Source organism: Paenibacillus phytohabitans (assembly GCF_013141775.1).
GTDB classification, from domain to species: Bacteria; Bacillota; Bacilli; order Paenibacillales; family Paenibacillaceae; genus Paenibacillus_AQ; species Paenibacillus_AQ phytohabitans.
Genome location: NZ_WHOB01000018.1, coordinates 60,700 through 83,116, shown reverse-complemented (window position 1 = coordinate 83,116; position 22,417 = coordinate 60,700). Strand labels below are relative to the sequence as shown.

At 52.6% G+C, this 22,417-nt stretch carries 21 protein-coding genes; 16 read left to right on the top strand and 5 right to left on the bottom strand.

What is annotated here, in order from left to right; genetic code table 11:
• Positions 1-52: 52 nt before the first annotated feature.
• The 3 genes from rsgA (at position 53) to spoVM (ending at position 1,883) form a co-directional block, all read left to right on the top strand.
• A complete protein-coding gene (gene rsgA / locus GC101_RS05420) occupies positions 53-958 on the top strand; it encodes a ribosome small subunit-dependent GTPase A (RefSeq protein ID WP_171716431.1) in 906 nt (301 codons plus the stop codon).
• Between the two features lie 4 nt (positions 959-962).
• Positions 963-1,631: a ribulose-phosphate 3-epimerase gene (gene rpe, locus GC101_RS05415; protein WP_039298023.1), complete on the top strand. Its 669-nt coding sequence runs from the start codon at positions 963-965 to the stop codon at positions 1,629-1,631.
• Between the two features lie 171 nt (positions 1,632-1,802).
• Positions 1,803-1,883: a stage V sporulation protein SpoVM gene (gene spoVM, locus GC101_RS05410; RefSeq protein WP_020431362.1), complete on the top strand. Its 81-nt coding sequence runs from the start codon at positions 1,803-1,805 to the stop codon at positions 1,881-1,883.
• Between the two features lie 98 nt (positions 1,884-1,981).
• On the opposite strand, the gene rpmB is transcribed toward spoVM, so the two are convergent.
• Positions 1,982-2,170 carry a 50S ribosomal protein L28 gene (rpmB, locus tag GC101_RS05405; RefSeq protein WP_019911441.1) on the bottom strand — a complete coding sequence of 63 codons (189 nt, stop codon included), beginning with the start codon at positions 2,168-2,170 and terminating at the stop codon, positions 1,982-1,984.
• A gap of 191 nt (positions 2,171-2,361) precedes the next feature.
• On the opposite strand from rpmB, the gene GC101_RS05400 reads away from it, so the two are divergent.
• The 4 genes from GC101_RS05400 (at position 2,362) to GC101_RS05385 (ending at position 7,481) form a co-directional block, all read left to right on the top strand.
• Positions 2,362-4,140: a DAK2 domain-containing protein gene (locus tag GC101_RS05400; RefSeq protein ID WP_171716430.1), complete on the top strand. Its 1,779-nt coding sequence runs from the start codon at positions 2,362-2,364 to the stop codon at positions 4,138-4,140.
• A 60-nt stretch (positions 4,141-4,200) separates the two neighbouring features.
• Complete coding sequence (locus tag GC101_RS05395; protein WP_171716429.1) at positions 4,201-5,061, top strand: DegV family protein; 861 nt, start codon at positions 4,201-4,203, stop codon at positions 5,059-5,061.
• A 14-nt stretch (positions 5,062-5,075) separates the two neighbouring features.
• Complete coding sequence (gene recG / locus GC101_RS05390; protein WP_171716428.1) at positions 5,076-7,127, top strand: ATP-dependent DNA helicase RecG; 2,052 nt, start codon at positions 5,076-5,078, stop codon at positions 7,125-7,127.
• A 66-nt stretch (positions 7,128-7,193) separates the two neighbouring features.
• Positions 7,194-7,481 carry a stage VI sporulation protein F gene (locus GC101_RS05385; RefSeq protein ID WP_039298036.1) on the top strand — a complete coding sequence of 96 codons (288 nt, stop codon included), beginning with the start codon at positions 7,194-7,196 and terminating at the stop codon, positions 7,479-7,481.
• A gap of 111 nt (positions 7,482-7,592) precedes the next feature.
• Here the strand turns inward: GC101_RS05385 and GC101_RS05380 are convergent, their stop codons facing one another.
• Both GC101_RS05380 and GC101_RS05375 read right to left on the bottom strand, forming a co-directional pair.
• Entirely contained in the window at positions 7,593-8,465 is an 873-nt protein-coding gene (locus GC101_RS05380; RefSeq protein WP_042136610.1) for a YitT family protein, read from the bottom strand.
• A gap of 92 nt (positions 8,466-8,557) precedes the next feature.
• Entirely contained in the window at positions 8,558-8,914 is a 357-nt protein-coding gene (locus GC101_RS05375; RefSeq protein WP_171716427.1) for a hypothetical protein, read from the bottom strand.
• A gap of 185 nt (positions 8,915-9,099) precedes the next feature.
• Here GC101_RS05375 and GC101_RS05370 point away from each other — a divergent pair, with 185 nt between their 5' ends.
• Positions 9,100-9,513, top strand: coding sequence for a DUF2500 domain-containing protein (locus tag GC101_RS05370; protein WP_246354182.1), 414 nt, complete (start codon positions 9,100-9,102; stop codon positions 9,511-9,513).
• Between the two features lie 137 nt (positions 9,514-9,650).
• A complete protein-coding gene (locus GC101_RS05365) occupies positions 9,651-12,359 on the top strand; it encodes a calcium-translocating P-type ATPase, SERCA-type (RefSeq protein ID WP_171716545.1) in 2,709 nt (902 codons plus the stop codon).
• A 102-nt stretch (positions 12,360-12,461) separates the two neighbouring features.
• Here the strand turns inward: GC101_RS05365 and GC101_RS05360 are convergent, their stop codons facing one another.
• Entirely contained in the window at positions 12,462-13,391 is a 930-nt protein-coding gene (locus tag GC101_RS05360) for a C40 family peptidase (RefSeq protein ID WP_171716426.1), read from the bottom strand.
• A 326-nt stretch (positions 13,392-13,717) separates the two neighbouring features.
• Between GC101_RS05360 and GC101_RS05355 the strand changes: the two genes are divergently transcribed.
• The 3 genes from GC101_RS05355 to GC101_RS05345 all read left to right on the top strand — a co-directional run bounded on the left by GC101_RS05355 (position 13,718) and on the right by GC101_RS05345 (position 16,567).
• A complete protein-coding gene (locus tag GC101_RS05355) occupies positions 13,718-14,791 on the top strand; it encodes an ABC transporter substrate-binding protein (RefSeq protein ID WP_171716425.1) in 1,074 nt (357 codons plus the stop codon).
• A 68-nt stretch (positions 14,792-14,859) separates the two neighbouring features.
• Positions 14,860-15,786: an ABC transporter permease gene (locus GC101_RS05350; protein WP_042136618.1), complete on the top strand. Its 927-nt coding sequence runs from the start codon at positions 14,860-14,862 to the stop codon at positions 15,784-15,786.
• Entirely contained in the window at positions 15,773-16,567 is a 795-nt protein-coding gene (locus GC101_RS05345) for an ABC transporter ATP-binding protein (RefSeq protein ID WP_039298046.1), read from the top strand. The genes GC101_RS05350 and GC101_RS05345 overlap by 14 nt, the downstream gene beginning before the upstream one ends.
• Positions 16,568-16,677: 110 nt before the next feature.
• Here GC101_RS05345 and GC101_RS05340 read toward each other — a convergent pair whose 3' ends face one another.
• Positions 16,678-17,163, bottom strand: coding sequence for a DinB family protein (locus GC101_RS05340; protein WP_171716424.1), 486 nt, complete (start codon positions 17,161-17,163; stop codon positions 16,678-16,680).
• Positions 17,164-17,357: 194 nt separating this feature from the next.
• On the opposite strand from GC101_RS05340, the gene GC101_RS05335 reads away from it, so the two are divergent.
• The 4 genes from GC101_RS05335 (at position 17,358) to GC101_RS05320 (ending at position 22,410) form a co-directional block, all read left to right on the top strand.
• Positions 17,358-18,149: an SDR family oxidoreductase gene (locus GC101_RS05335; protein ID WP_171716423.1), complete on the top strand. Its 792-nt coding sequence runs from the start codon at positions 17,358-17,360 to the stop codon at positions 18,147-18,149.
• 224 nt (positions 18,150-18,373) lie between these two features.
• A complete protein-coding gene (locus GC101_RS05330; protein WP_042136622.1) occupies positions 18,374-19,099 on the top strand; it encodes an MgtC/SapB family protein in 726 nt (241 codons plus the stop codon).
• An 86-nt stretch (positions 19,100-19,185) separates the two neighbouring features.
• Positions 19,186-20,175 (top strand): aldose 1-epimerase, encoded by a 990-nt coding sequence (locus tag GC101_RS05325; RefSeq protein WP_042136624.1) that lies wholly within the window; start codon positions 19,186-19,188, stop codon positions 20,173-20,175.
• A 423-nt stretch (positions 20,176-20,598) separates the two neighbouring features.
• A complete protein-coding gene (locus GC101_RS05320) occupies positions 20,599-22,410 on the top strand; it encodes an LTA synthase family protein (protein ID WP_171716422.1) in 1,812 nt (603 codons plus the stop codon).
• Positions 22,411-22,417: the final 7 nt, after the last annotated feature.

Genomic DNA, 22,417 nt, shown 5'->3' with positions numbered 1-22,417 from the left:
GATATAATCTTGGGTCATTTGCGCAAAATCAGGAGAGGAAGGCTTAATATGTATGCCTGAAGGAATCATTATCAAAGCGCTGAGCGGATATTATTATGTGAAGCCGCTTAAGGATGGACTCATCGCAACGGAGGAACAGGCTGTACAATGCCGGGGACGCGGAATACTGAAGAAAAGAGGAATAGCTCCTCTGGTAGGTGACCGGATTATCTACATGCTGACCGAGAACGGGGAGGGGATGGTGGATGAACTGCTCCCCCGTGATTCTGAACTGATCCGTCCGCAGGTAGCGAACGTGAAGCTGGCCGTACTGCTGTTCTCTGTGCGGGAACCGGATATGAACCTCAACCTGCTGGACAAATTTCTCGTTCACATCGAGCATTCCGGACTGGACACGCTGATTGTATTGACCAAGCAGGATCTGGCGGATGATGAGGGCCAGGCTACAGAAGCAGTCAAAGCTCTCTATGAACAAATTGGCTATGAAGTAATGGTTACGAGCTCACTAAACGGATCAGGCGCCGATGAGCTGCGGAAGCGATTGGGCGGAATCATCAGTGTATTCTCAGGCCAGTCCGGCGTAGGGAAGTCAACCCTGCTGAACCGCCTCGTACCGGGCCTTGAGCTGGAGACAGGCGAAATCAGCCTGCGGCTTGGCCGCGGGCGTCATACGACGCGTCACGTTGAATTAATGGATATCGGGAATGGCGGTTTCGTAGCCGATACACCGGGGTTCAGCCAGCTGGACTTTCTGGAGCTGGGAGTGGATGAATTGTCCGAATGCTTCCGTGAGTTCGCTTCCTATGCGGAGAATTGCAAATTCCGCGGCTGCAGCCATCTTCACGAACCGGGCTGCAAGGTGCTAGAAGCATTGCAGGCTGGAGAGATTGCGGACAGCCGCTATGAGCATTACAAGCTGTTCTACAACGAAATGAAAGATAAAAAGCGGAGGTACTAAACACATGGTTATTATTGCTCCTTCCATATTGTCAGCAGATTTTGCCGCACTTGGTGCAGAAGTCGCGGAAGCCGAAGCCAGCGGTGCGGACTGGATTCATGTAGATGTGATGGACGGTCATTTTGTGCCGAATATTACCCTGGGTCCTGCCATTGTAGCAGCGGTCAAAGCCCATACTTCCCTGCCGCTGGATGTTCATCTGATGATCGAGAATCCGGAACGGTATATCGCTGATTTTGCCGCCGCAGGGGCGGCTGTAATTACCGTCCATGCAGAAGCTTGTGTACACCTGCACCGGGTGGTTCATCAGATCAAGGAGCTCGGCCTGATGGCCGGTGTGGCGATTAATCCGGGTACTCCGGCAGCTGCTGTGCGTGAGGTTCTCGAGGATGTTGATCTGGTGCTGGTTATGACAGTGAATCCGGGATTTGGCGGACAAGCCTTCATTCCGCGTACGCTGCATAAGATTACACAGCTTAGAGAATGGGCCGGTGAGATCAATCACAAGGGGCTGCGCATTGAGGTGGACGGAGGAATTGCCGAAGCTACAGCGCCTCTCGTGGCGCAAGCTGGGGCTGATGTATTGGTAGCGGGCAATGCGGTCTTCGGACGCAGTGACCGCGCAGGTGCAATCCGGGCGATCCGTGAGGCGGCGGATGGTGCTGTCCTTTAATCCGGAGTGCTTAGGTATAGGCCAAGTTATACCCGCATAAATATGGTTACATGAGCAGAAATCTCATGTAGCCTTTTTTTGTACAATAAGGGAGGTCTGCAGTTCGTTGGCATACACATCATGACAGGATAGTCTCCTACTGCATGGCATGAATTGATGGGAGGGTTAATCATGAAATTTTACACGTTCAAGCTGCCAAGATTTTTGGGAGGTTTTGTTAAAGCGATTTTGAACACTTTTCAGAAGAGCTGAGCGAGGCAGAACAGAAAACATGAAAAAAAGCACCTTACGAATGTAAAGGGTGCTTTTTGCTTCATATGAGATATCGCTAGGTCTAGGATAATCCAAGACTAAACGCGTTCAACTTTACCGGCTTTCAAAGCACGGGTGCTGACGTACACGCGTTTCGGTTTGCCGTTCACTAGGATACGGACCTTCTGAACGTTAACTCCCCAAGAGCGACGGTTGCGGTTGTTTGCGTGAGACACGTGGTTGCCGCTGCCCGGTTTCTTGCCTGTTACTGTACATTTGCGGGACATAGATTACACCTCCTTGTTACTTACACCTGCGTAAAACAATACTTAAATATAATATCACAGCAAAATTTGCTACGTCAACCGATTCAAAAACATTTATTTCTTTAGACTCTTATAGTACAATATAAATTAGTGCATTATGTCCAGTTAATCATAGAATTGATTAGGCATGAAGTTAGGAAGGGGAATTCTCATTGAGTAAGCGTTCTATAAACGGGACAGATTTTACCGCAATGGTACTCGCCGGTGCGGAAAAGCTGCAGCAGCATGCGGAGCATGTCAATTCTTTAAATGTTTTTCCGGTTCCGGATGGAGACACGGGAACAAACATGAATTTGACGATGACCGCTGGCGCGAATGAATTGAAGAAAAATAATACTGCCTCTGTAGGCCAATGTGCAGGAGTACTCTCCAAAGGACTCTTGATGGGCGCGCGGGGGAACTCCGGCGTTATTTTGTCGCAGTTATTCAGAGGTCTTGGACGTTATGCAGCCCAATATGAAGAATTGAACACGCAGCAGTTCGCTGCAGCACTGCAGACTGGCGTTGATACAGCCTACAAAGCAGTGGTTAAACCGGTTGAAGGCACGATTCTTACCGTCGCCAAGGAAGCTGCGAGACATGCAGTGTATTATGCGCGCCGTACAACGGATGTTACTGAGCTGATGACCGAGGTTTTGGCCAAAGCCAAGGAAGCGCTAGCCAATACACCTGAACTTCTGCCTGTGCTCAAGCAGGTCGGTGTTGTGGATTCCGGCGGTCAGGGTCTGGTCTACATCTATGAAGGTTTCCACCAGTATCTGACCAGCGGATCAGCCGCTGTACAGACACCTGTACAAGGACAAGCCTCAGTTCCTGCACCAATTCCTGCAGCAGTACTGACTAAACCTGAGAACGTATTGTCCTCCGTACAGTCTTCCGCCCAATCCCAGCTTTCTACGGAAGACATCGAATTTTTATATGATATGGAATTTTTCATCAACCGCCAGCTTGGCGCATCTGTGAAATCAGATTTTGATGAGGAAGTTTTTCGGAAAGCGTTGTCAGTTAACGGAGACTCCATCATCGTAATTTCGGATGATGAGACCATCAAGGTGCATGTGCACTCGAAGACTCCCGGCGAGGTGCTTAACCTGGCGCTGCTGCATGGTGAGATCACACAGATTCACATTCTTAACATGCGTGAGCAGCACCGCGATCTGTTGACAGCCGGAATGGATATTGCTCCAATGCCGGATGTATTCGCCGATATTCCGGAAGAGAAGGCCAGCATACAGTCGCCGGCAGTTCCTCCTGCGGATGATCTGGCGCCATACGGCTTCATCGCAGTCTCTTCGGGAGATGGAATCTCTGATATCTTCCGCAGTCTTGGCGTGGATGCCATCCTGGCCGGCGGCCAGACGATGAATCCTAGCACGGAGGATTTCGTTAATGCGATATCTTCTATTTCAGCGAAGCATATCTACATTTTGCCGAATAACTCCAATATAGTACTGGCTGCGCAGCAGGCCAAGGAGCTGCTGGAAGGCGAACGTGACATCACGGTTATCCCTAGCAAGAGTATTCCCCAGGGAATCTCGGCCGCCTTTGCTTTCCAGGAAGAGGAAGCGGTAGATGCCAACACGAGCAATATGCTGGAGGCAATCGCACAGGTCAAATCGGGACAGGTTACCAATGCTGTGCGCGATACAGTCATTGAAGAGCTGGAGATCAAAGCCGGGCAGTATATCGGAATCTCGAACTCCAAGATCGTTGCTGCCGCCGATGAATTGCTTGCTGTAAGCAAGCAGCTGCTGGCTAGCATGCTGGTGAATGGTGACGAGATTGTAACGGTGCTGACAGGTGCAGATGCCGAAGCAGACGTTACGGATTCCCTCAGCACATGGCTGGAAGAAACCTACCCGCAGGTTGAAGTAGAAGTTCATGATGGAGGCCAGCCGCTGTATTACTATCTTTTCTCAGTGGAGCCATAGACATCTTAGACCTAAGCAAGCAGAGTGGATCAGCTAAATCATAGTAAGGGGAGGAAATCCATGAATCGTACCGTAATCGTTACCGACAGCACTTCCGATATCCCGCCTGCCTTGGCGGATCAGTACGGCATTGAAGTCGTTCCGCTGACACTGATGTTCGGCGAAGAGGCTTTCCGGGATAATCTGGATATGACTCCGGAGCAGTTCTATGAGCGTCTTCCCCGCTCGCCGCAGTTGCCGACCACCTCACAGCCGTCGCCGGTCGAATATATGAACGTGTACCGCAGTATTCTGGAACGTTATCCGGGCAGCAAGGTCCTGTCCTTCCATATCTCCTCCGGACTTAGCGGAACCTATCAATCTGCTGTCCTGGCCAAATCCATGCTGGAAGAGGAAGGGGAGTCGGTCACCGTGGTTGACTCCTTGTCCGCTTCCTACGGATTCGGGTTCATGGTAGTGGAAGCCGCTAGATTGGCCGGGCAGGGCAAGACGCCGGAGGAAATTCTGGAGCAGGTAGAGAGTCTGCGCAAATCGCGCAAGCTGTACTTCCTGGTGGATACGCTGGAATATCTCCAGAAGGGCGGCAGAATCGGCAAAGCGTCCGCCATCCTGGGTACGCTGCTCAATATCAAGCCGATCCTGTCAATTGATGCAGAAGGAATCATCTATGCGGTAGAGAAGGTTAGAGGCCGCAAGAAGGCAGTTGCCCGCATGATCGAGCTGTTCAAGGCAGATCTGCCGGGTGTGAACAAAATCAATGTGGCCGTGGGTCATACGGCTGAACCGGCTTCCGGCGAAGAATTCCTCAAGGAATTGTCCGGGCATTTCACCTTGGAAGAGAAGGTACTGACCAACATTGGACCTGTCGTAGGCAGCCATGTCGGCAACGGGACCTTAGCCGTATTCATCTGGCCCGCCTAGTATAGGGGATGAACATGGTGCTGGCTTTGGAATCAATTGAAGTGAAACAAATAACTGGCGTGAGCGCTCAAAAGCAAGGCGAGCTTCACGCCTTTGGCGTCTTTACAGTGAAGGATTTGCTGGAATACTACCCGTTCCGTTATGAGGATTTCCGGCCAAAGATTCTTAGTGAAGTTAAGCATGGCGATAAAGCAACCGTCGTTGCTAAGGTAATCGGCATTCCGGTGCTGCAGCGCTTCGGGGGCAAATCACGTATGAGCTGCAAGATGGTGGCCGAGCCGTGGATGTTCACGGCAACGTGGTTCAACCAGCATTATGCACGTGAGCAGCTGACGGTGGGCCGTGAAGTAGTCCTTACCGGGAAATGGGATCAGAAACGCAATCAGATTACCGTAACCAATTATGAATTTCCGGACCGGGGAGAAGGCAAGACGGGAACCTTGCAGCCGGTGTACTCTGTAGGCGGCAAGATCACACAATCCTGGATCCGCAAAATCATAGGCCAGGCCCTGCAGCAGTATGGAGAGCTGATTCCGGAAATCCTCCCGCACAGTATTATGCGCAAGTATGATTTCATGTCGCGTAAAAAGGCAATTGCCACGATCCACCAGCCGGAGGATACACGCGAAGGACAGCAGGGAAGGCGCAGGATGGTCTATGAGGAGCTTTTCTTGTTCCAGCTCAAGGTACAGGCCTTCCGTGTACTGAACCGCGGCAGAATGGACGGTGTGGTCCATACAGTGGATAACGCCACAGTCCGCCAGTTTGTGCGGAGTCTGCCGTTTGAACTGACGGACGCCCAGAAGCATGTGGAGCTGGAGATTCTGCATGACATGCGCTCAGGGTACTGTATGAACCGGCTGCTGCAAGGGGATGTAGGCTCCGGCAAAACCGTACTGGCGGCTATTGCACTGTATGCGACCGTACGATCGGGATTTCAGGGGGCACTGATGGTGCCGACTGAGATTCTGGCCGAACAGCATATACGCTCGCTCACCAGAATGTTTGAACCGTTCGGCATTACAGTCGGTCTGCTGACCGGCAGTGTGAACGGACGCAAACGTAAGGATCTGCTGGCTTCTCTGCAGCTGGGAATGCTGGATGTGGTCGTCGGAACCCATGCCTTAATTCAGGATGATGTCTTCTTCCGCAGTCTGGGACTTGTAGTCACAGATGAGCAGCACCGGTTCGGGGTGAACCAGCGCAGTGTCCTGCGGCGCAAGGGCTACAACCCGGATGTGCTGACGATGACGGCCACCCCGATTCCGCGTACGCTGGCTATCACTGTTTTTGGCGATATGGATGTGTCTACGCTGTCCGAACGGCCCAAAGGGCGTGTACCGATTACGACCTACTGGGTGAAGCCTGATCTGATGGAGCGGGTATTGAATCTGATCAGCCGTGAGATTGACCAGGGGCGGCAGGCCTATCTGATCTGCCCGCTTATTGAGGAGTCGGAGAAGCTGGACGTGCAGAATGCGATTGATCTGCATGTTCAGATGTCGCAGGCTTTCCCGAACTATAAGGTAGGGCTGCTTCACGGGCGGATGACGCCTGCAGAGAAGGATGAAGTGATGCGTGCCTTCTACAGCAATGAGCTGCAGCTGTTAGTCTCTACTACAGTCGTAGAGGTGGGTGTGGATGTACCGAATGCCACATTGATGATCATTATGGATGCCGACCGCTTCGGCCTGTCACAGCTGCATCAGCTGCGCGGACGGGTCGGCAGAGGGGAACATGCGTCCTACTGCGTGCTGATGGCAGATCCCAAATCGGAAATTGGCAGAGAGCGGATGACGGCGATGACGGATACGGATGACGGCTTCGAGGTGTCCCGGCGTGATCTGGAGCTGCGGGGACCGGGGGATTTCTTCGGGACGAAGCAGAGCGGGCTGCCGGAATTCCGGCTGGCGGATATGACGGCTGATTTCGAGACGCTGGAGCTGGCGCGTGATGACGCTGCAGAGCTGCTGCGGGATGCCGCGTTCTGGACATCGGCGGATTATGCTCCGCTGCGCGGGTATTTGCAGCAGGAGCAAATATTCCAGGGAGATTTAATTGACTGATTAGGCACATGCGGAGACCGGCCCTCATATACTGTGAATGATTGGATATGACGGGAGGTGCTATGCTTGGGTTATCAGCAATTCGGAATCAGTCCTGCGCTGGTGGATCGCATTAAGCTGAAGATGAAGAATCCGGCGGTTAAGGAACGCATCAAGAATATGATCAACGGAATTTCCAAGCAAGAGCTGCAGGACACTGCCGTTGTGCGCAGGCTGGTGCGCAACGCTTCTGCAGTGATGAATGAGAAGCTGACGTCCTCGCAGGAAGAGCAAATTGTTAAATTTGTGATTGCCCAGAAGATTGATCCGGGCAATACCTTTCACCTGATCCGCTTATGGGGGATGTTCCGCTGAAAGAGCGGAGCCTGCCCTTGCCTGATCTAACCAAAAAGCGTTCCCGCAACTAAATGCGGGAACGCTTTTTGGTTGATCAGGGGCTGTAAGCTGTCCGCTGAATACCATCGGTCAACCTGGCGGGTGATTACGGAAGAGCGCGGAAATCCGGCTGTTCCGGGCCGCATTGATGACGATCTTACTGTCCTGGTCGCATCCGTGGACGATGGAAGCCAGCTCCTCTTCCTCCAGCCTGCTTGCCAGGCAGAAGACGGTGCCGGGCTGTCCCTCAGGACCGGTGGACCTGACGAGTTTAACTTCGCGGTCAAGTGACTGCTGGAGCCTGCGGCGGATCTCTTCACAGTTGCTGCTCGTAATCCAGACAGCCTGGGAGAGGGATAGGTCTCTTAACGAGAAGCGCAGGGCTTCAAAGGCAAGCAGGTAAGCAATGATGCTGTACATAGCCTGATCCCAGCCGAACAATGAACCGCCGAAGAGCAGAATGGCACAGTTGAACAGCATAATGCCCATTTCAGCAGATTTGGGCGGACCGCCGTTCAGCAGCCGGACTCCCTGCTTCTCACTTCCGCTGGTGATGCCTCCGAAGCGGACAGAGATGCCAAGCCCAAAGCCCAGACACAGTCCGCCGGCAATAGCGGCGGGCAAGGGTTCGCTGGTGGCTGCAGGGAAGTGATGCAGGGCCAGCGAGCCCGCCGTCAGACAGATTAATCCAAGCATCGTATACAGGGCAAACCGGAGATTAATCTGCCTGCGCGACATTAGGATGAACGGAAGGTTGAGCAGGAACAGAAATAAGCCCAGACGCATTTCGGTTAAATGTGACAGCAGAGCAGACAATCCGGCGATTCCGCCAGGCAGCAGCTTATGCGGCATCAGGAACAGTTCCAGTCCTACAGCAGCGAGCAAGCCCCCGCCTATAACGGAGAGCAGGCGCAGGATTTTGGAATGGCGCAGGGGGGCAGCCCCTCTATATCTGATTTTCAATGGATTTCCTCCTTTCAGCAGGAAACCTGAATTTGTAGGTTCGTTTGCTATAGATAATGCGTTGTGCGCTCAAAGGATTTATTGGAAAGCCTTTACCTTATAAAGTGTGATGTGCATTTCAGCGGATACAGCAGCAGCCGCTTCAGAATGATGTAAATGATGGGGAAGAACGACACACAGAGCAGAGGCAGGGACGCATCCGGATGAAGCGCCAGCAGGTTCTCAGGATGGGCCAGCCGCGCGGAAGGAATGTAATGGAACGTTGTGCTGTGCACCCGTACCGGCTGAGCCATTTTATGCTCATAACGCTCCAGTCTGGTATGCTGCACTTCGGAAGCCTCCTGTTCGTTCAGCAGCTGGGAAGAAGCAGCCAGAAATGTCAGGAGAAGCACCGGTATGAAGGCCGCCTTCAGCAGCTTAGAAATGGACAAGCGCGCTAGATATGTCATCAAGAGAACACCTCCTTACTGTATATTGTAGTTAAAGCATAACATATGATTCTGGGCAGGACCAAACTTCCGGCGCTGTTTTTTTGGGGTGAATGTCATGAAAATACGAAACCGGAGCCGGTACACCGCGTATTCTCTAGTAAAATGAACATTTTATAATTATTTTTACCAAAGGAGCGTTTAATTTGCATAAAGAGAGCATTTTTAACGGATTTCTGAATTCGGCTGTAGCCAGTTCCTCCCGCGGCTTCTTCTCCGAAGGGCCTTATTTATTACAGCTTGTGCTGCTGCTGATCGCAGTTTTTGTTGCTTACACTATTGCCAGAGCCCTGAAGATCTGGATGACCAATAATGCCAGTCCGCTCGAGTCGAGGGTGGCGACAGCTGTTACGAAACGCACAGAGGTCTGGGGCGGCAGAGGGCATGCGGGTACACATACCAGCTACTATGTAACCTTTGAATTCCAGAACGGGAGCCGGAGGGAGCTGGAGGTGAAGGCCAAAGCGTATGGTCTGATCGTTGAGGGAGACAGGGGGGAGCTGTCCACCAAGGGGACCCGGTTCAAAGGATTTGCCCGTTCGGGCAGGCGTAACCTTTGATAAATCTACATATGTTTTTAGAATTCTCCTGCTATTTTTGGGTAAAACTCCATATAAGGGTTTGAACTAAATAAATTATAGAAGGAGCGGATGACTTGAACTCAGATTCTGCTAAAAGCAAAAGTAAAGAAGGTGTATTGTTCCATACTCTGGATACGGCCGAGGTGCTGAAGCAGCTGGAGAGCAGGGAAGCCGGACTGACTGCAGAAGAAGCGGCAAGGCAACTGGAACGTTACGGCAAAAACATGCTGCAGGAAGCCAAGTCCAAATCGCTGCTGGCTAAATTCATTGAGCAGTTCAAGAATGTAATGATCTTCATCCTGCTGGCAGCTGCCGTACTCTCGGGAATCCTCGGAGAGTGGACGGATACCGTTATTATTTTGCTGGTGGTGATCCTGAACGCGGTGCTGGGTGTCATCCAGGAGAACAAAGCGGAGCAGGCGCTGGAAGCGCTCAAAAGCATGTCCTCTCCGCAGGCGAGAGTCCGCCGGGGCGGACAGGTCACAGAGATCAAAAGTGAGGAGCTGGTGCCAGGCGATATTGTGCTGCTGGAAGCCGGCAACGTGGTGCCTGCTGATCTGCGTCTGCTCGAAGCGGCGTCACTGAAGACCGAGGAGGCGGCGTTGACGGGTGAATCCCTGCCCTCGGATAAGCAGTCGGGAGTGCTTGCGGGCAATGATCTTGTTATCGGTGACCGGACGAATATGGCTTATATGAGCAGCAGCGTAACCTATGGCCGGGGTGTGGGTGTGGTAACGGCTACGGGGATGCATACCGAAGTGGGCCGGATCGCCGGATACATCTCGGAGGCGGAGAATGAAGTTACCCCATTGCAGAAAAAGCTGGATGAGCTTGGCAAATATTTCACCTTCATTATTCTGGGTGTCTGTGTCGTTATCTTCGTGGTCGGCTGGCTGGAGGGCAGAGAGCTGCTTGATATGCTGCTGACCTCCATCTCACTTGCGGTAGCGGCGATTCCGGAGGGTCTTCCGGCCATCGTAACCATCATTCTGGCGCTAGGCGTGCAGCGGATGGCTAAGCGCAAGGCAATTATCCGCAAGCTGCCTGCGGTGGAGACACTGGGCAGTACAGAGATTATCTGTTCTGACAAGACGGGCACATTAACACTTAACAAGATGACCGTGGAAAAGCTGTATGTGGGCGGAGAGACTATCGAGGCCGATGCGAAGCTTAACGAAACGCCGGGCGGTGATTTGCTTCTGCAGGCGATGACCCTGTGCAATGATTCCAGCATAGACGAAGGCAAAAGTGCTGGAGGGAAAGCTACGGATGGAGCCGGGGCAGAGGCGAAGCCTGGTTCAGCAGGCGGGACCCGGAGCGGTAAAGCCCTTATCGGCGACCCTACCGAAACGGCGCTGGTTGACTTCGCACTCAGCATCGGGACTGACAAACGGGAGCTTGAGCAGCGTTATCCGCGGGTGAATGAGCTGCCTTTTGATTCGGACCGCAAGCTGATGACGACGATCCATAAGCTGGATAACGGCGGGTTCCGGGTGCTGACCAAGGGAGCGCCGGATGTACTGGTGTCCAAATGCAGCCATATTCAAGAGAATGGCACTGTGGTGCCCTTGACGGAGGCACATATCAGCCGGATCACAGCCAGCAACAAAAGTCTGGCAGACGAGGCGCTGCGGGTGTTGGCTTTTGCTTACCGCGACGATGCAGAGCAGCCCTCCGATCCTTCGCCGGAGGGGACGGAGAAGGATCTGGTGTTCATCGGCCTGACCGGGATGATCGATCCGCCGCGCGAGGAGGTCCGGGATGCGGTTGCCGTATGCCGACGGGCGGGCATCCGGCCGGTGATGATCACCGGGGACCACCGGGACACGGCTGCAGCGATTGCTAAGCGGCTTGGAATCATCGACGACGACAAGGCAGTGCTGACCGGCCGCGAGCTGGATCAGATCAGCGAGGCGGATTTTGCCACAAGAGTGGCCGATTATTCCGTGTACGCCCGTGTATCGCCTGAGCATAAGGTGCGGATCGTCAAGGCCTGGAGACAAATGGGCAAAATCGTTGCTATGACCGGTGACGGAGTCAATGATGCGCCTGCGCTGAAATCAGCGGATATCGGTGTTGGTATGGGCATCACAGGAACAGATGTGGCCAAAGGCGTATCCGACATGGTATTGGCCGATGATAATTTCACCACGATTGTCGTTGCTGTCGAAGAAGGCCGCAAGGTATACAGCAACATCCGCAAAGCGATCCAGTTCCTGCTGTCGGCCAATTTAGGGGAAGTGGTGACCCTGTTCATTGCGACACTGATCGGCTGGCGGATTCTTGAACCGATTCATATCCTGTGGATTAATCTGGTCACAGATACCCTGCCGGCGCTCGCGCTCGGACTGGAAAAAGCGGATAATGATGTGATGTCGAAGAAACCGCGTAAATCAAGCAGCAGTATTTTTGCCGGAGGCGTGGGGATCGGAATCATCTATCAAGGGCTGCTTGAGGCGGCACTGACCCTGCTGGTGTATTACTGGGCACATACCCATTACGATGAAGGTGTTGCAGTCACGATGGCTTTTGCTACGCTGGGACTGCTGCAGCTTACCCATGCTTTCAATGTCAGATCCAATACCAAGTCATTGTTTCAGATCGGCTTGTTCAGCAACCGCTACATGCTGGGGGCTTCGGTCATCTCGGGACTTCTGCTGGTGCTGGTTATTATCATTCCCGGGCTGAATGAATGGTTCGGAGTGGAGCATCTGAGCGGTCTGCAGTGGGGAATTGTCTGCGGGGCTGCAGTGGCGATAGTGGTGATTGTGGAGCTGGTGAAGCTGGTTCTCCGCTTAAGCGGGCGCAGTAAGAACTGGGAATAGTATACTGCTGCCGGACAATGGCGGTGGCATAAAAAAATGCAAGGAGGTCCGGCGCTTCGGCAGAAGCCCGTAACCTTCCTTGCATTTGTTATATTTAGGGGATTATAACACCCGCTGCATGTGCAGAATAACATTACTCCAGTACCCGCTGTCCAGGTCACTGATCTGTACTCCGGGATCTCCCCAAGTATGAATGAAACTGCCGCCCCCCATGTAGATGCCTACATGACCGGGAATGGCGTCGCTCTCGAACCGGCCGGGTACCGTGAAGAAAATTAAATCCCCGGGCTCCAGCTCGCTTCTTGATATGCGTCTGCCGATATTATCCTGATCTTTGGCCAGCCGCGGTAGATCTACGCCAAATTTCTTGAATACATGACGGGTGAAGGATGAGCAGTCAAACCGTTTGGTCTCCTCATAAGGTCCGGCACCGAAATCGTAGGGTACGCCGAGATACTTCTTGGCATAGGCGATCAGTTCACCGGTATCCACATTGGAGACGCTCTGGATCCGCAGCGGCTTGGCTGCTTCACCTGCACCTGTATTGGCGGTAGTATCCCTGTCAGAAGGGGCAGCAATATTGATCTCTCCGGTGCTCGGGTTCCAGCCAACCTCGGTCTGCAGCAGCTTGGATAATGAATTAGGCGTGATGTAGATCTGACCTTCGCGGCGGATGGGAACGTCCGGCAGGGTGATCTTCTCCCCCAGGGAGAAAACCTGGCTGGAATCCGGACGGAGCATGTACATTACATCGCTGTAGCCCAGCTTGGTATATCCTCCGCTTGAGGTATCGTCTTTCATTCTGTATCCTATGGAGGCTGCGGCTGGCTTCAGCGGAATCCAATACTTGCCTTCTTTGTCCGTGATGGAATTCTTCTCATAGTAGCTTCCGGCAAATGTTCCGGTTGGCGTAACCGAATTCACCTTCGGGGTAGTGTCCTTACTGGAATAGCTGCAGGCGGTTGAGCCAAGAATGACGGCAGTAAGCACTGCGGCTGTGGCCGCAGTTTTGGATGAATTGATTATTGGCATTTGGCACGCTCCATCTTCAAACTTTAAGTAAAGTTTGTGCAGGGCGGCTTTTTTTATGTGGAAAAGGCTTTAGCAATCAATGTCAAGAGCAACAGGCTTGTTCTTGTCGAAACATCAGCCCATTGTGCGTTTTTTGTAAAATATGGAGCCATGATAAATGATTGACGGAAAATCAACCTACATATAATATATGTTTAATAGATTGCGGCAGTGGATGCGGAAATGGTGCGGGCTTTTGCTTTAATGCTTTCAAAGATGAAAGCGATAATGCTGAACCGCTAACCCAGGTTCGCGCGCTGAATCCGTAAAAGAAGAGGGGTTATCTGATGAAGAGAAAGAACATTTGGCTTGGCCTGAGTATGTCCTTGATGCTGGTAGCAGCAGGTTGTGGTAACAATAATGCAGCCGTAAATAATGGGGCTAACGCAGGAAATACTCCGGCAAACGCAACCAGCGCTCCGGCAGACACCGGCTCTGCGGACACGAAATCCTATACGATTGCCATCTCACAGTATGTAGAACATCCGTCGCTGGATGCTACACGGGAAGGCTTCCTGGCGGCACTGAAGGATGCCGGAATCGTAGAAGGTGAGAACTTGAAGGTGGATCTGGAGAATGCCCAGGCGGATCAGGCGAACAACCTGTCCATTGCCCAGAAGATTGCGGGTGACAAGAATGATCTGGTGCTGGCGATCGCCACTCCGTCCGCACAATCCATTGTCCAGAAAGTGAAGGATACGCCGATTCTGTTCGCGGCAGTCACTGATCCGCTGGATGCCAAGCTCGTAAGCGACCTGGAACATCCCGGCGGCAATGTCTCCGGCGCATCCGATACGAACCCTGAGTCAATTACACGATTGATGAATTTCATCGCAACGCAGTTCCCAGATGTGAAGAAGCTGGGGCTTGTCATTAATGAGGGTGAACCTAACGCAGTAGTTATGGCGGATATCGCCAAGGAAGAATTGGACAAGCATGGAATTGAGCTGGTGAAGGCAGCCATCACGAATACGTCGGAAGTGAAGCAGGCGGCTGAATCCCTTGTAGGACGTGTGGATGCCCTTTACATTACACTTGATAACTCCGTCGTAAGCGGTGTGGATACGATTATTCAGACAGCTAATGACAACAAGCTGCCGTTCTTCTCGGCAGACCGTGATACGGTTGAGAAGGGTGCTTTTGCCACTGTGGGCTTCAAATACTATGACCATGGCTACCAGGTTGGCGAAATGGCAGTGGAAGTACTTAAGAACGGCACAAGTCCAGGCGACATGAAAATAACGATGCAAGAGAAGCTGGATCTCATTCTTAACCTCAAAGCGGCAGCAGCACAAGGCATTGAAGTAACGGATGCTATGAAGGCTGAAGTTGCAGATCCTGACAATAACATTATTCAATAACATACAGTTATCATAACGGGGCGTTTCCAATGCTGGCGCCCTTTGCCGCTTGAGGGAGGAAGTCATCTATGTATAGTTCATTAATCGGCGCCCTGGAAATGGGCCTGCTGTACGCTTTTATGGCACTCGGGGTGTATATTACCTTTCGTATTCTTGATTTTCCGGATCTAACTGTAGACGGGAGCTTCACCACCGGCGGCGCGATTGCCGCGGTCATGATCACCCACGGATATTCTCCCCTGCTGGCAACAGTATGTGCCCTGCTCGGAGGGATGGCTGCAGGCATGTGTACAGGTCTGCTGCACACTAAAGGGAAGATCAACGGCCTGCTATCCGGGATACTGATGATGATTGCGCTATATTCCATCAATCTGCGGATTCTCGTGCGGCCGAATGTTTCCTTAATGGGTGAGGTATCCCTCTTCAGCTCTATTAATCCTTTGCTGGTTATGCCTTTTGTGGTTCTGCTGGTCAAGATTCTGATGGATCTGTTCCTGCGTACAGACCTTGGACTTGCCCTGCGTGCTACAGGAGATAATTCCCGGATGATCCGCAGCTTCGGGGTCAATACGGATACTACTACGATTCTCGGCATCAGTCTTGCGAACGGAATGGTGGCCCTCTCGGGTGCGCTGATCGCCCAATATTCTACGTTTGCCGATTCATCCATGGGTATAGGCATGATTGTTATCGGGCTGGCTTCGGTAATTATCGGGGAAGCGATATTCGGCGCGGGCAACGTCTTCCGCGCTACATTGGCCGTAGTGCTCGGCTCCATCGTCTACCGGATCGTTGTGGCGCTGGCTCTGCGGGTGCCATGGCTCAAGGCTTCGGATCTCAAGCTGATTACGGCTATTATCGTTATCATCGCCCTCGTCTTCCCATCCGTTCAGCGGTTCCTGAAGCAGAAGACGATGGCCCGCAGACGGACTGAAGAGCTTGCGGAGCTGACGCGCAGCAGCAAGAAAGGAGGGGCAGCCGATGCTAAAGCTTGATAATGTATCCAAGCTGTTCAACCCGGGTTCACCTGACGAGAAGATCGCCCTGCTGGGCATAGATCTTGAGCTGAGTGCCGGAGATTTCGTGACGATTATCGGCAGCAACGGGGCCGGTAAATCGACACTGATGAATATTATTTCCGGTGTTATGAAGCCGGATCTCGGTGAAGCGCGCATTGAAGGCAGCTCGATCAGCAATCTGGCCGAATACCAGCGCGCACGCTGGATCGGCCGGGTCTTCCAGGACCCGATGGCCGGTACGGCGCCTCATATGACCATTGAGGAGAATCTGGCCATGGCTTATAAGCGGGGCCAGAGCCGCGGGCTGTCCTTCGGGGTGAATGCGGCCAGACGCACGCTGTTCCGGGAGCAGCTCAGCAAGCTGGGCATTGGCCTGGAGAACCGGCTGCGCGCCAAGGTAGGGCTGCTCTCCGGAGGCGAGCGGCAGGCGCTTAGCCTGCTGATGGCGACCTTCACCCAGCCGCAGATTCTGCTGCTGGATGAGCATACAGCTGCGCTGGACCCTTCGCGCGCTGAGCTGATCACGAAGCTTACGGAATCCATTGTCCGTGAGATGAAGCTGACTACACTGATGGTCACCCACAACATGGATCAGGCCATCCGTTTAGGCAACCGGCTGATTATGATGGACAAGGGGTCGATCATTCTCGATTTTGATGAATCCCGCAAGAAGGATCTGACGGTAGAACGGCTGCTTGGTGAGTTCGAAGCCATCAGCGGCCATAAGCTGGCGGATGACCGGATGATGCTGGGATAAGCAGGGATTGAACTGAAGAAGGCTTGAGTGCTGTCTGTTAGCTGGACAGCTGCTCAAGCCTTTATTCTTGTGTCTTTGTCTTTACATTTTCAATGGTGCAGAGAATGGGGTCAAATTCCATCCAGGGCTTCCTTCAGCTGAGCCAGATGACGTTCTTCATGAATGCCGATGAAATCCACCCACTGGGCGACATCCATCGTGCCGAACACCGGGTGGGGATACAGCTTGCGGTTCCAAAGGCTCTCTTCACTCTGGGCCAGCACCGTCTTCAGGTCAGAACGGGACTGGTCCAGCCGGGCCCGTACATCGCCAAGCGGGATGACTTCCTCGGACGGCACAAGATGGGGCGGGGCATCAATGAACCGGTTGCGGTCCAGCGTCAGCTGATAGGGCTTCGGCTCTGTGACAGCTTCTTCCGTAGCAGCAAGCGCCTGCATGATCCCGGCGGTGATCGCTTTTTCCATCAGATACAGATGCTCCAGCACTTGCACAGGTGACCATTTGCCTTCGGCTGGCTTCCGGTTCAGGGTTTCGGACGAGAAGCCGGAGACTGCAGCGCAGATCTGATCACGAATCTCTTCATTATGGTTCATCATGAGTAATAATCTCCTCTGTGTAGAAAATAAAGGCATGTCTAAAGTCAATTTCATTAATGCCTCTTAAATTATATCCCCAAATGAGGATTGGCAAAACAGCAGGGCAGCCGATTCACAACGCGGTATGAGAGGTAAAGTTTAAGGAGAGAACTTGACTTGAACAACAACAACGACCTTGGGAGGAGACTACACTTATGACCACTAAGAAACTGGAAGGCAAAGTAGCAATCGTAACCGGAGGCGGATCGGGCATCGGCCGGGCGTCGGTGCTGGAGTTCGCCAGAAACGGAGCCAAGGTGGCACTTCTGGACCGCACTGTGGAGAACGCAGAGAAGGTCGTACGTCAGGTGGTGCAGGAAGGCGGAGAAGCCGCTGTGTTCGAATGCGACATCGCCGAGCCGCAGCAGGTGGAGGAAGCCGTGAAGCAGGTTGTGGCCAAGTGGGGGCAGCTGGACATCGTGTTCGCGAATGCCGGAATTAACGGTGCGATGACACCGATTGAGACGATGGATATCGAGTCCTGGGACCAGACCATTCAGATCAATCTGCGCGGTACGTTCGCTACGGTTAAATATGCCATCCCCCATTTGAAGGAGCAGGGCGGCAGTATCCTGATCAACAGCTCCATCAACGGGAACCGGGTATTCTCCAACATCGGGTTCTCGGCATACAGCACCACGAAGGCCGGGCAGGTCGCTTTTATGAAAATGGCGGCGCTGGAGCTGGCCCAGTACAAAATCCGCGTAAACGCCATCTGTCCTGGTGCGATCACCACCAACATTGATGACAATACGTACCCTTCGGATGATCTTAAGGAAGTGCAAATCGAGGTTGAATTCCCGGATGGCGGACAGCCGCTGGAGAAGGGGCCCGGGCGACCTGATCAGGTCGCCAAGCTGGCGCTGTTCCTGGCTTCTGCGGATTCGGATCATATTACCGGAACTGAAATCTATTGTGACGGAGCAGAGTCGCTGCTGCATGGCTGATTCTTCTAATCGTACTTTAACACTCATATAATGGGTGAAGTACAGCCTTTAACTGAAGCGGACGTTGTCCCTTTGCCGGAGCTCATCAGAAACCGTTTGATGACCGGCTGCAGAGGTGCAGGCGTCCGTTTATTCTTTTGAAATCAGCTTGCGAAAAATTACAGTAAAGATTGCAGTGATTTTCAGGTATACTGTTTCTATCTGTCACGGAGAGGAGGACAACAATGAACATTGATTTACACACAGAATCGATTGTGAAGCTGCTTGTGGCCATGCTGTTCGGGCTGTTCATCGGGATTGACCGGCAATTGAAACAGAAACCGCTGGGAATCCGGACCAGTATGGTCATTAGTATCGCCAGCTGTCTGGTAACGCTGGTCTCGATTCATGCTTATGATAAATTCGGCGGGCCGGAGCATCCCAATATGGACCCGATGCGTCTGGCGGCGCAGATTGTCAGCGGGATCGGTTTTCTCGGGGCAGGCGTCATTCTGCGCAGAGGCGGAGATGCGATATCGGGACTGACATCAGCGGCGCTCATCTGGACGGCTTCCGGTATCGGAATTGCGGTCGGCGCGGGATTCTATGTAGAAGCGGGTTATGCAGTGGTGCTGCTTATGTTCGCGGTAAATGCGGTGCCCCTGCTAATTAAGGCCATCGGCCCGGAAGTGCTGAACAAACATGAGATATCGATTAAAATCATCATGGAACCGAACTATATTCTAACCGATGTGATCCAGAAAATTGAGCAGCGCCATATCATCGCCGAGCAGCGTAAAACACGTAAAACCGGCCGGACGATCCGGCGTATGAAGATCAAGGATCTCGAAGACGGGAGACAAATGATTGATATGGTGATCTCCGCACCGGACCGTGATTATGCTACGGAAATCTATTACGATGTGAAGAAAATTGAGCATGTGATGAGCGTCGAAGTGGAACAGCTGTAAAATTGACATGTTGCCGATCCGGCAGATGTGGTACTCTATCTATGAGAGAGTCATTATGAGCTTATGGAAGGGAGATTATAATTATTATGTCGATTACTGCATTTGAAGGACAATATGAAGGAGAAGCCGCAGTCTGGCTCAAGGCCGGACGTTATGAGGCAGCCGTTCTGCCGGGCATCGGAGGCAACCTGATCTGCTTCCGTGATACTGAGAGCGGTTACCGTTTCCTGCATGAGCCAGGCGCAGAGGAAATGGAAGCCTTCAAGGCAAGCCCCGGGATTCACGGTATCCCTGTACTGTTCCCGCCGAACCGTTATGAGGATGGAGAGTTCCCATGGAATGGACAAACCTACCGTTTCCCTGTTAATGAAGCCAAGACTGGCAACCATTTGCACGGATTCCTACATACAGCGGCCTGGGAGGTCGAAGAATTCGGCAGCGGCAAAAGCGAAAGCTTCGTCACTGTAGCGATTAAGGTGGATGAGAATCATCCTTCTTATCAATATCTGCCGTTCAAATACACCGTCAAGCTGCGCTATACTCTGGGAGAAGGCGGCTTGTCCCAGCAGTTGCTGGTCCATAATGACGGTGCAGAGCTGATGCCTTGTCTGCTGGCGTTCCATACTGCCATTAATGCACCGTTCGCACCCGGCAGTACGCCGCAGGATTACCGCGTGAAGCTGACTATCGGCGAGCGCTGGGAGCTTAGCGACCGGATGCTGCCGACCGGCAAATTCCAGGAGCTGACTGCGGATGAAGTGGCACTGCGTGATGAGGGCTTGTATCCGTTCTATGCGCCAATGGACAACCACTATACCGCTGTAGCCCAGAACGGCCGCAACCGCATGGAGCTTACCGACAGCAAAGCTGGCGTTACGCTGGTGTATGATGTGGGAACCTCTTATAAGCAGTGGATGATCTGGAACAATGGAGCTACTGAAGGATTCTTCTGTCCGGAGCCGCAGATCAACCTGGTTAATGCACCGAAGGTAGATCTTCCTGCCGATGACATCGGATTGTTTGGTCTGGAGCCGGGAGAGTATTGGGAGGAGACTAGCCGCCTGTATGTGAAGTAGGGGGGATAAACTGAATTTCAGAGGTTAACATAAAGCTTCGGCGTCACTGCGGTGAAGATTTGGACTTCCGGCCGCTGTTGTCCCCAAATTTCTTGATATATACCGCTGCCCGCGGTTGAATTCCGGTGACAAAGGCGGACGCTACCGCTCCTACAGTTCCAAATTTCCCCTCCGGTCCTTTTGCTTATTGTTTATTCTTTTTTTCAGTTTATATAGTTGTAGAGATAGCAGAATGAAGAGCAGCGAAGTCCGCTGCTCTTTTTTGCGTGAAATACCATGCTGATAAACTCGTATCAGGGGATTATGGAAGAGGCTGTAAGGTGCATAATACGAAGATGTACTTCTTTTGGATACTGAATTTTAAGGCGGCTTTAAGCTTAAAGGCGTATACTACTCCTTTAATCCAGTTAGGAGTGAATCCATTTGTCGCGGTTATTGCCATTCAAACGTTTGTCTTATTTGCTGTTAGTCCTGCTGGCCGGGGGATTTGTGCTGAATTATTTCCTGCAGGCGGCTTCCTTTAGTATGAATTTGACGGGTGCTCTGCAGTGGATCGGCAGGTACCCATGGCTGTATGGTGCAGGAAGCCTATTCATTTTCTTCATCCTGCTCTTAAGTTCAGTGATATTGCCTAATACATATGCGGGGCCAGCGGTTGTCAGTGTACTATGTCTGCTGCTGGGTGTGGCTGATTATCAGAAGCTTGTCACGAGAGGAGAGCCGCTTTTTCCATGGGATCTCATGCTGGTCAAGAATGCCGGTGAAATGAGCAAGATTACCAAAGGTATGATCTCACCACAGGCGGTAATAGCCGCAATATTAGTGGCTGTTGGTCTGGCGTACATGATCCGCAAGCTGCCCAGGAACAGAATCAGGCTGCCTTTACGCTTAAGTCTGGGCGGGATCTCTGTCGCGCTGAGCGCAGGTTTTCTTGTGCTTGTCTCGGGCCATTCGTCTGTTGTTACGGCTATGAACTACCAGAACATCTTCTGGAACCAGAAGGTGAACTACACACAAAACGGATTCATATTTGCTTTTGCCGGGAATTTGCGCCAGAGCCTGCTGGAGAAGCCCGAAGGGTACAGCCGTGAAGCGGTTGAAGCGGTGGCAGCCAAGTATTCGGCATTGCCGGATGAACCGGCGGCAGCGAGTCCTGAGGAACAGCCGAATATTCTGTTTATGATGGACGAAGCTTTCTTTGATCCTACGCGTCTGCCTGGGTATACCTTAAGCGAAGATCCGCTGAAATTCATTCATGCGGCGGCGGGGGAGACTCCGTCTGGTTATTTGCTGTCACCGGAATTCGGCGGCAATACGGCCAATGTTGAATTCGAGGCCCTGACCGGGCTGTCGATGTATTTCCTTGGAGACGGAACCATTCCCTATCAACAGCGCATTGTCAAAATGTCCTCACTGCCGTCGATCGTCAGTATTCTGAAATCGCGGGGCTATCAGGCACTGGCGCTGCATCCGTTCGATGAGACCTTCTATAACCGCAACCGTGTCTATCCGGTACTGGGTTTTGACAGCTTCATCAGTGAAAAGGATATGCCGGATGCTAACCGCCTCACCCCGGATGGATTTATCTCCGACAAGGCTGCTGTACAGGAGGCTGTCCGCGAGCTTAAGTCGGCGCCCGGGCCGGCCTTCCTACATCTGGTGACGATGCAGAATCATTTCCCCTTTACCAAAGGGGTGAACGGACCGAACACGATTACCGTAGAAGGCGGACAGCCGGCGCAGAAGGACGAGCTGGAAACCTATGTGCAGGATACTAAGCTGACTGATGAGGCACTGGCTTATCTGCAGCAGGAGCTGCTGACGATTGAACGTCCGACCATTGCTGTATTCTGGGGTGACCATCTGCCGGCGCTGACCGCCGGGATCTATACAGAGGCTGGCTGGGATCAGGAGCCTAGGCTGAAGCACGAGACACAGCTGCTGATTCTGGCTAACTATGAGATCGGGAATGAGACGCTGGGGACACTTAGCCCGGCTTTCCTTGGCCCGACCGTCTTTAGACTATCCGGCCAGCCGCTGCCTGCTTATTACAAGCTGCTGAAGCAGGTGCAGGAAGAAATCCCCGGTCTTAGCAAGAATGTGCTGGTCGGGTCCGGCAGCAGCGGAATCCTGAGTGAATTGACACCCGGGCAGCAGGAGCTGCTCAATGACTATCGCCTGATCGAGTATGATCTGCTGGAAGGGGAGAAGTACGCGGAAGGCTTAATGTTCTAACCGGAAT

What these genes read in the sequence shown, in the direction of transcription:
- GC101_RS05355 (WP_171716425.1), top strand. Translation starts at nt 13,718, where the DNA reads ATGAAGAGAAAGAACATTTGGCTTGGCCTGAGTATGTCCTTGATGCTG.
- GC101_RS05325 (WP_042136624.1), top strand. Translation starts at nt 19,186, where the DNA reads ATGTCGATTACTGCATTTGAAGGACAATATGAAGGAGAAGCCGCAGTC.
- rsgA (WP_171716431.1), top strand. Translation starts at nt 53, where the DNA reads ATGCCTGAAGGAATCATTATCAAAGCGCTGAGCGGATATTATTATGTG.
- GC101_RS05330 (WP_042136622.1), top strand. Translation starts at nt 18,374, where the DNA reads ATGAACATTGATTTACACACAGAATCGATTGTGAAGCTGCTTGTGGCC.
- GC101_RS05350 (WP_042136618.1), top strand. Translation starts at nt 14,860, where the DNA reads ATGTATAGTTCATTAATCGGCGCCCTGGAAATGGGCCTGCTGTACGCT.
- spoVM (WP_020431362.1), top strand. Translation starts at nt 1,803, where the DNA reads ATGAAATTTTACACGTTCAAGCTGCCAAGATTTTTGGGAGGTTTTGTT.
- GC101_RS05375 (WP_171716427.1), bottom strand. Translation starts at nt 8,914, where the DNA reads ATGACATATCTAGCGCGCTTGTCCATTTCTAAGCTGCTGAAGGCGGCC.
- rpe (WP_039298023.1), top strand. Translation starts at nt 963, where the DNA reads ATGGTTATTATTGCTCCTTCCATATTGTCAGCAGATTTTGCCGCACTT.
- GC101_RS05395 (WP_171716429.1), top strand. Translation starts at nt 4,201, where the DNA reads ATGAATCGTACCGTAATCGTTACCGACAGCACTTCCGATATCCCGCCT.
- GC101_RS05345 (WP_039298046.1), top strand. Translation starts at nt 15,773, where the DNA reads ATGCTAAAGCTTGATAATGTATCCAAGCTGTTCAACCCGGGTTCACCT.
- GC101_RS05360 (WP_171716426.1), bottom strand. Translation starts at nt 13,391, where the DNA reads ATGCCAATAATCAATTCATCCAAAACTGCGGCCACAGCCGCAGTGCTT.
- recG (WP_171716428.1), top strand. Translation starts at nt 5,076, where the DNA reads ATGGTGCTGGCTTTGGAATCAATTGAAGTGAAACAAATAACTGGCGTG.
- rpmB (WP_019911441.1), bottom strand. Translation starts at nt 2,170, where the DNA reads ATGTCCCGCAAATGTACAGTAACAGGCAAGAAACCGGGCAGCGGCAAC.
- GC101_RS05335 (WP_171716423.1), top strand. Translation starts at nt 17,358, where the DNA reads ATGACCACTAAGAAACTGGAAGGCAAAGTAGCAATCGTAACCGGAGGC.
- GC101_RS05340 (WP_171716424.1), bottom strand. Translation starts at nt 17,163, where the DNA reads ATGATGAACCATAATGAAGAGATTCGTGATCAGATCTGCGCTGCAGTC.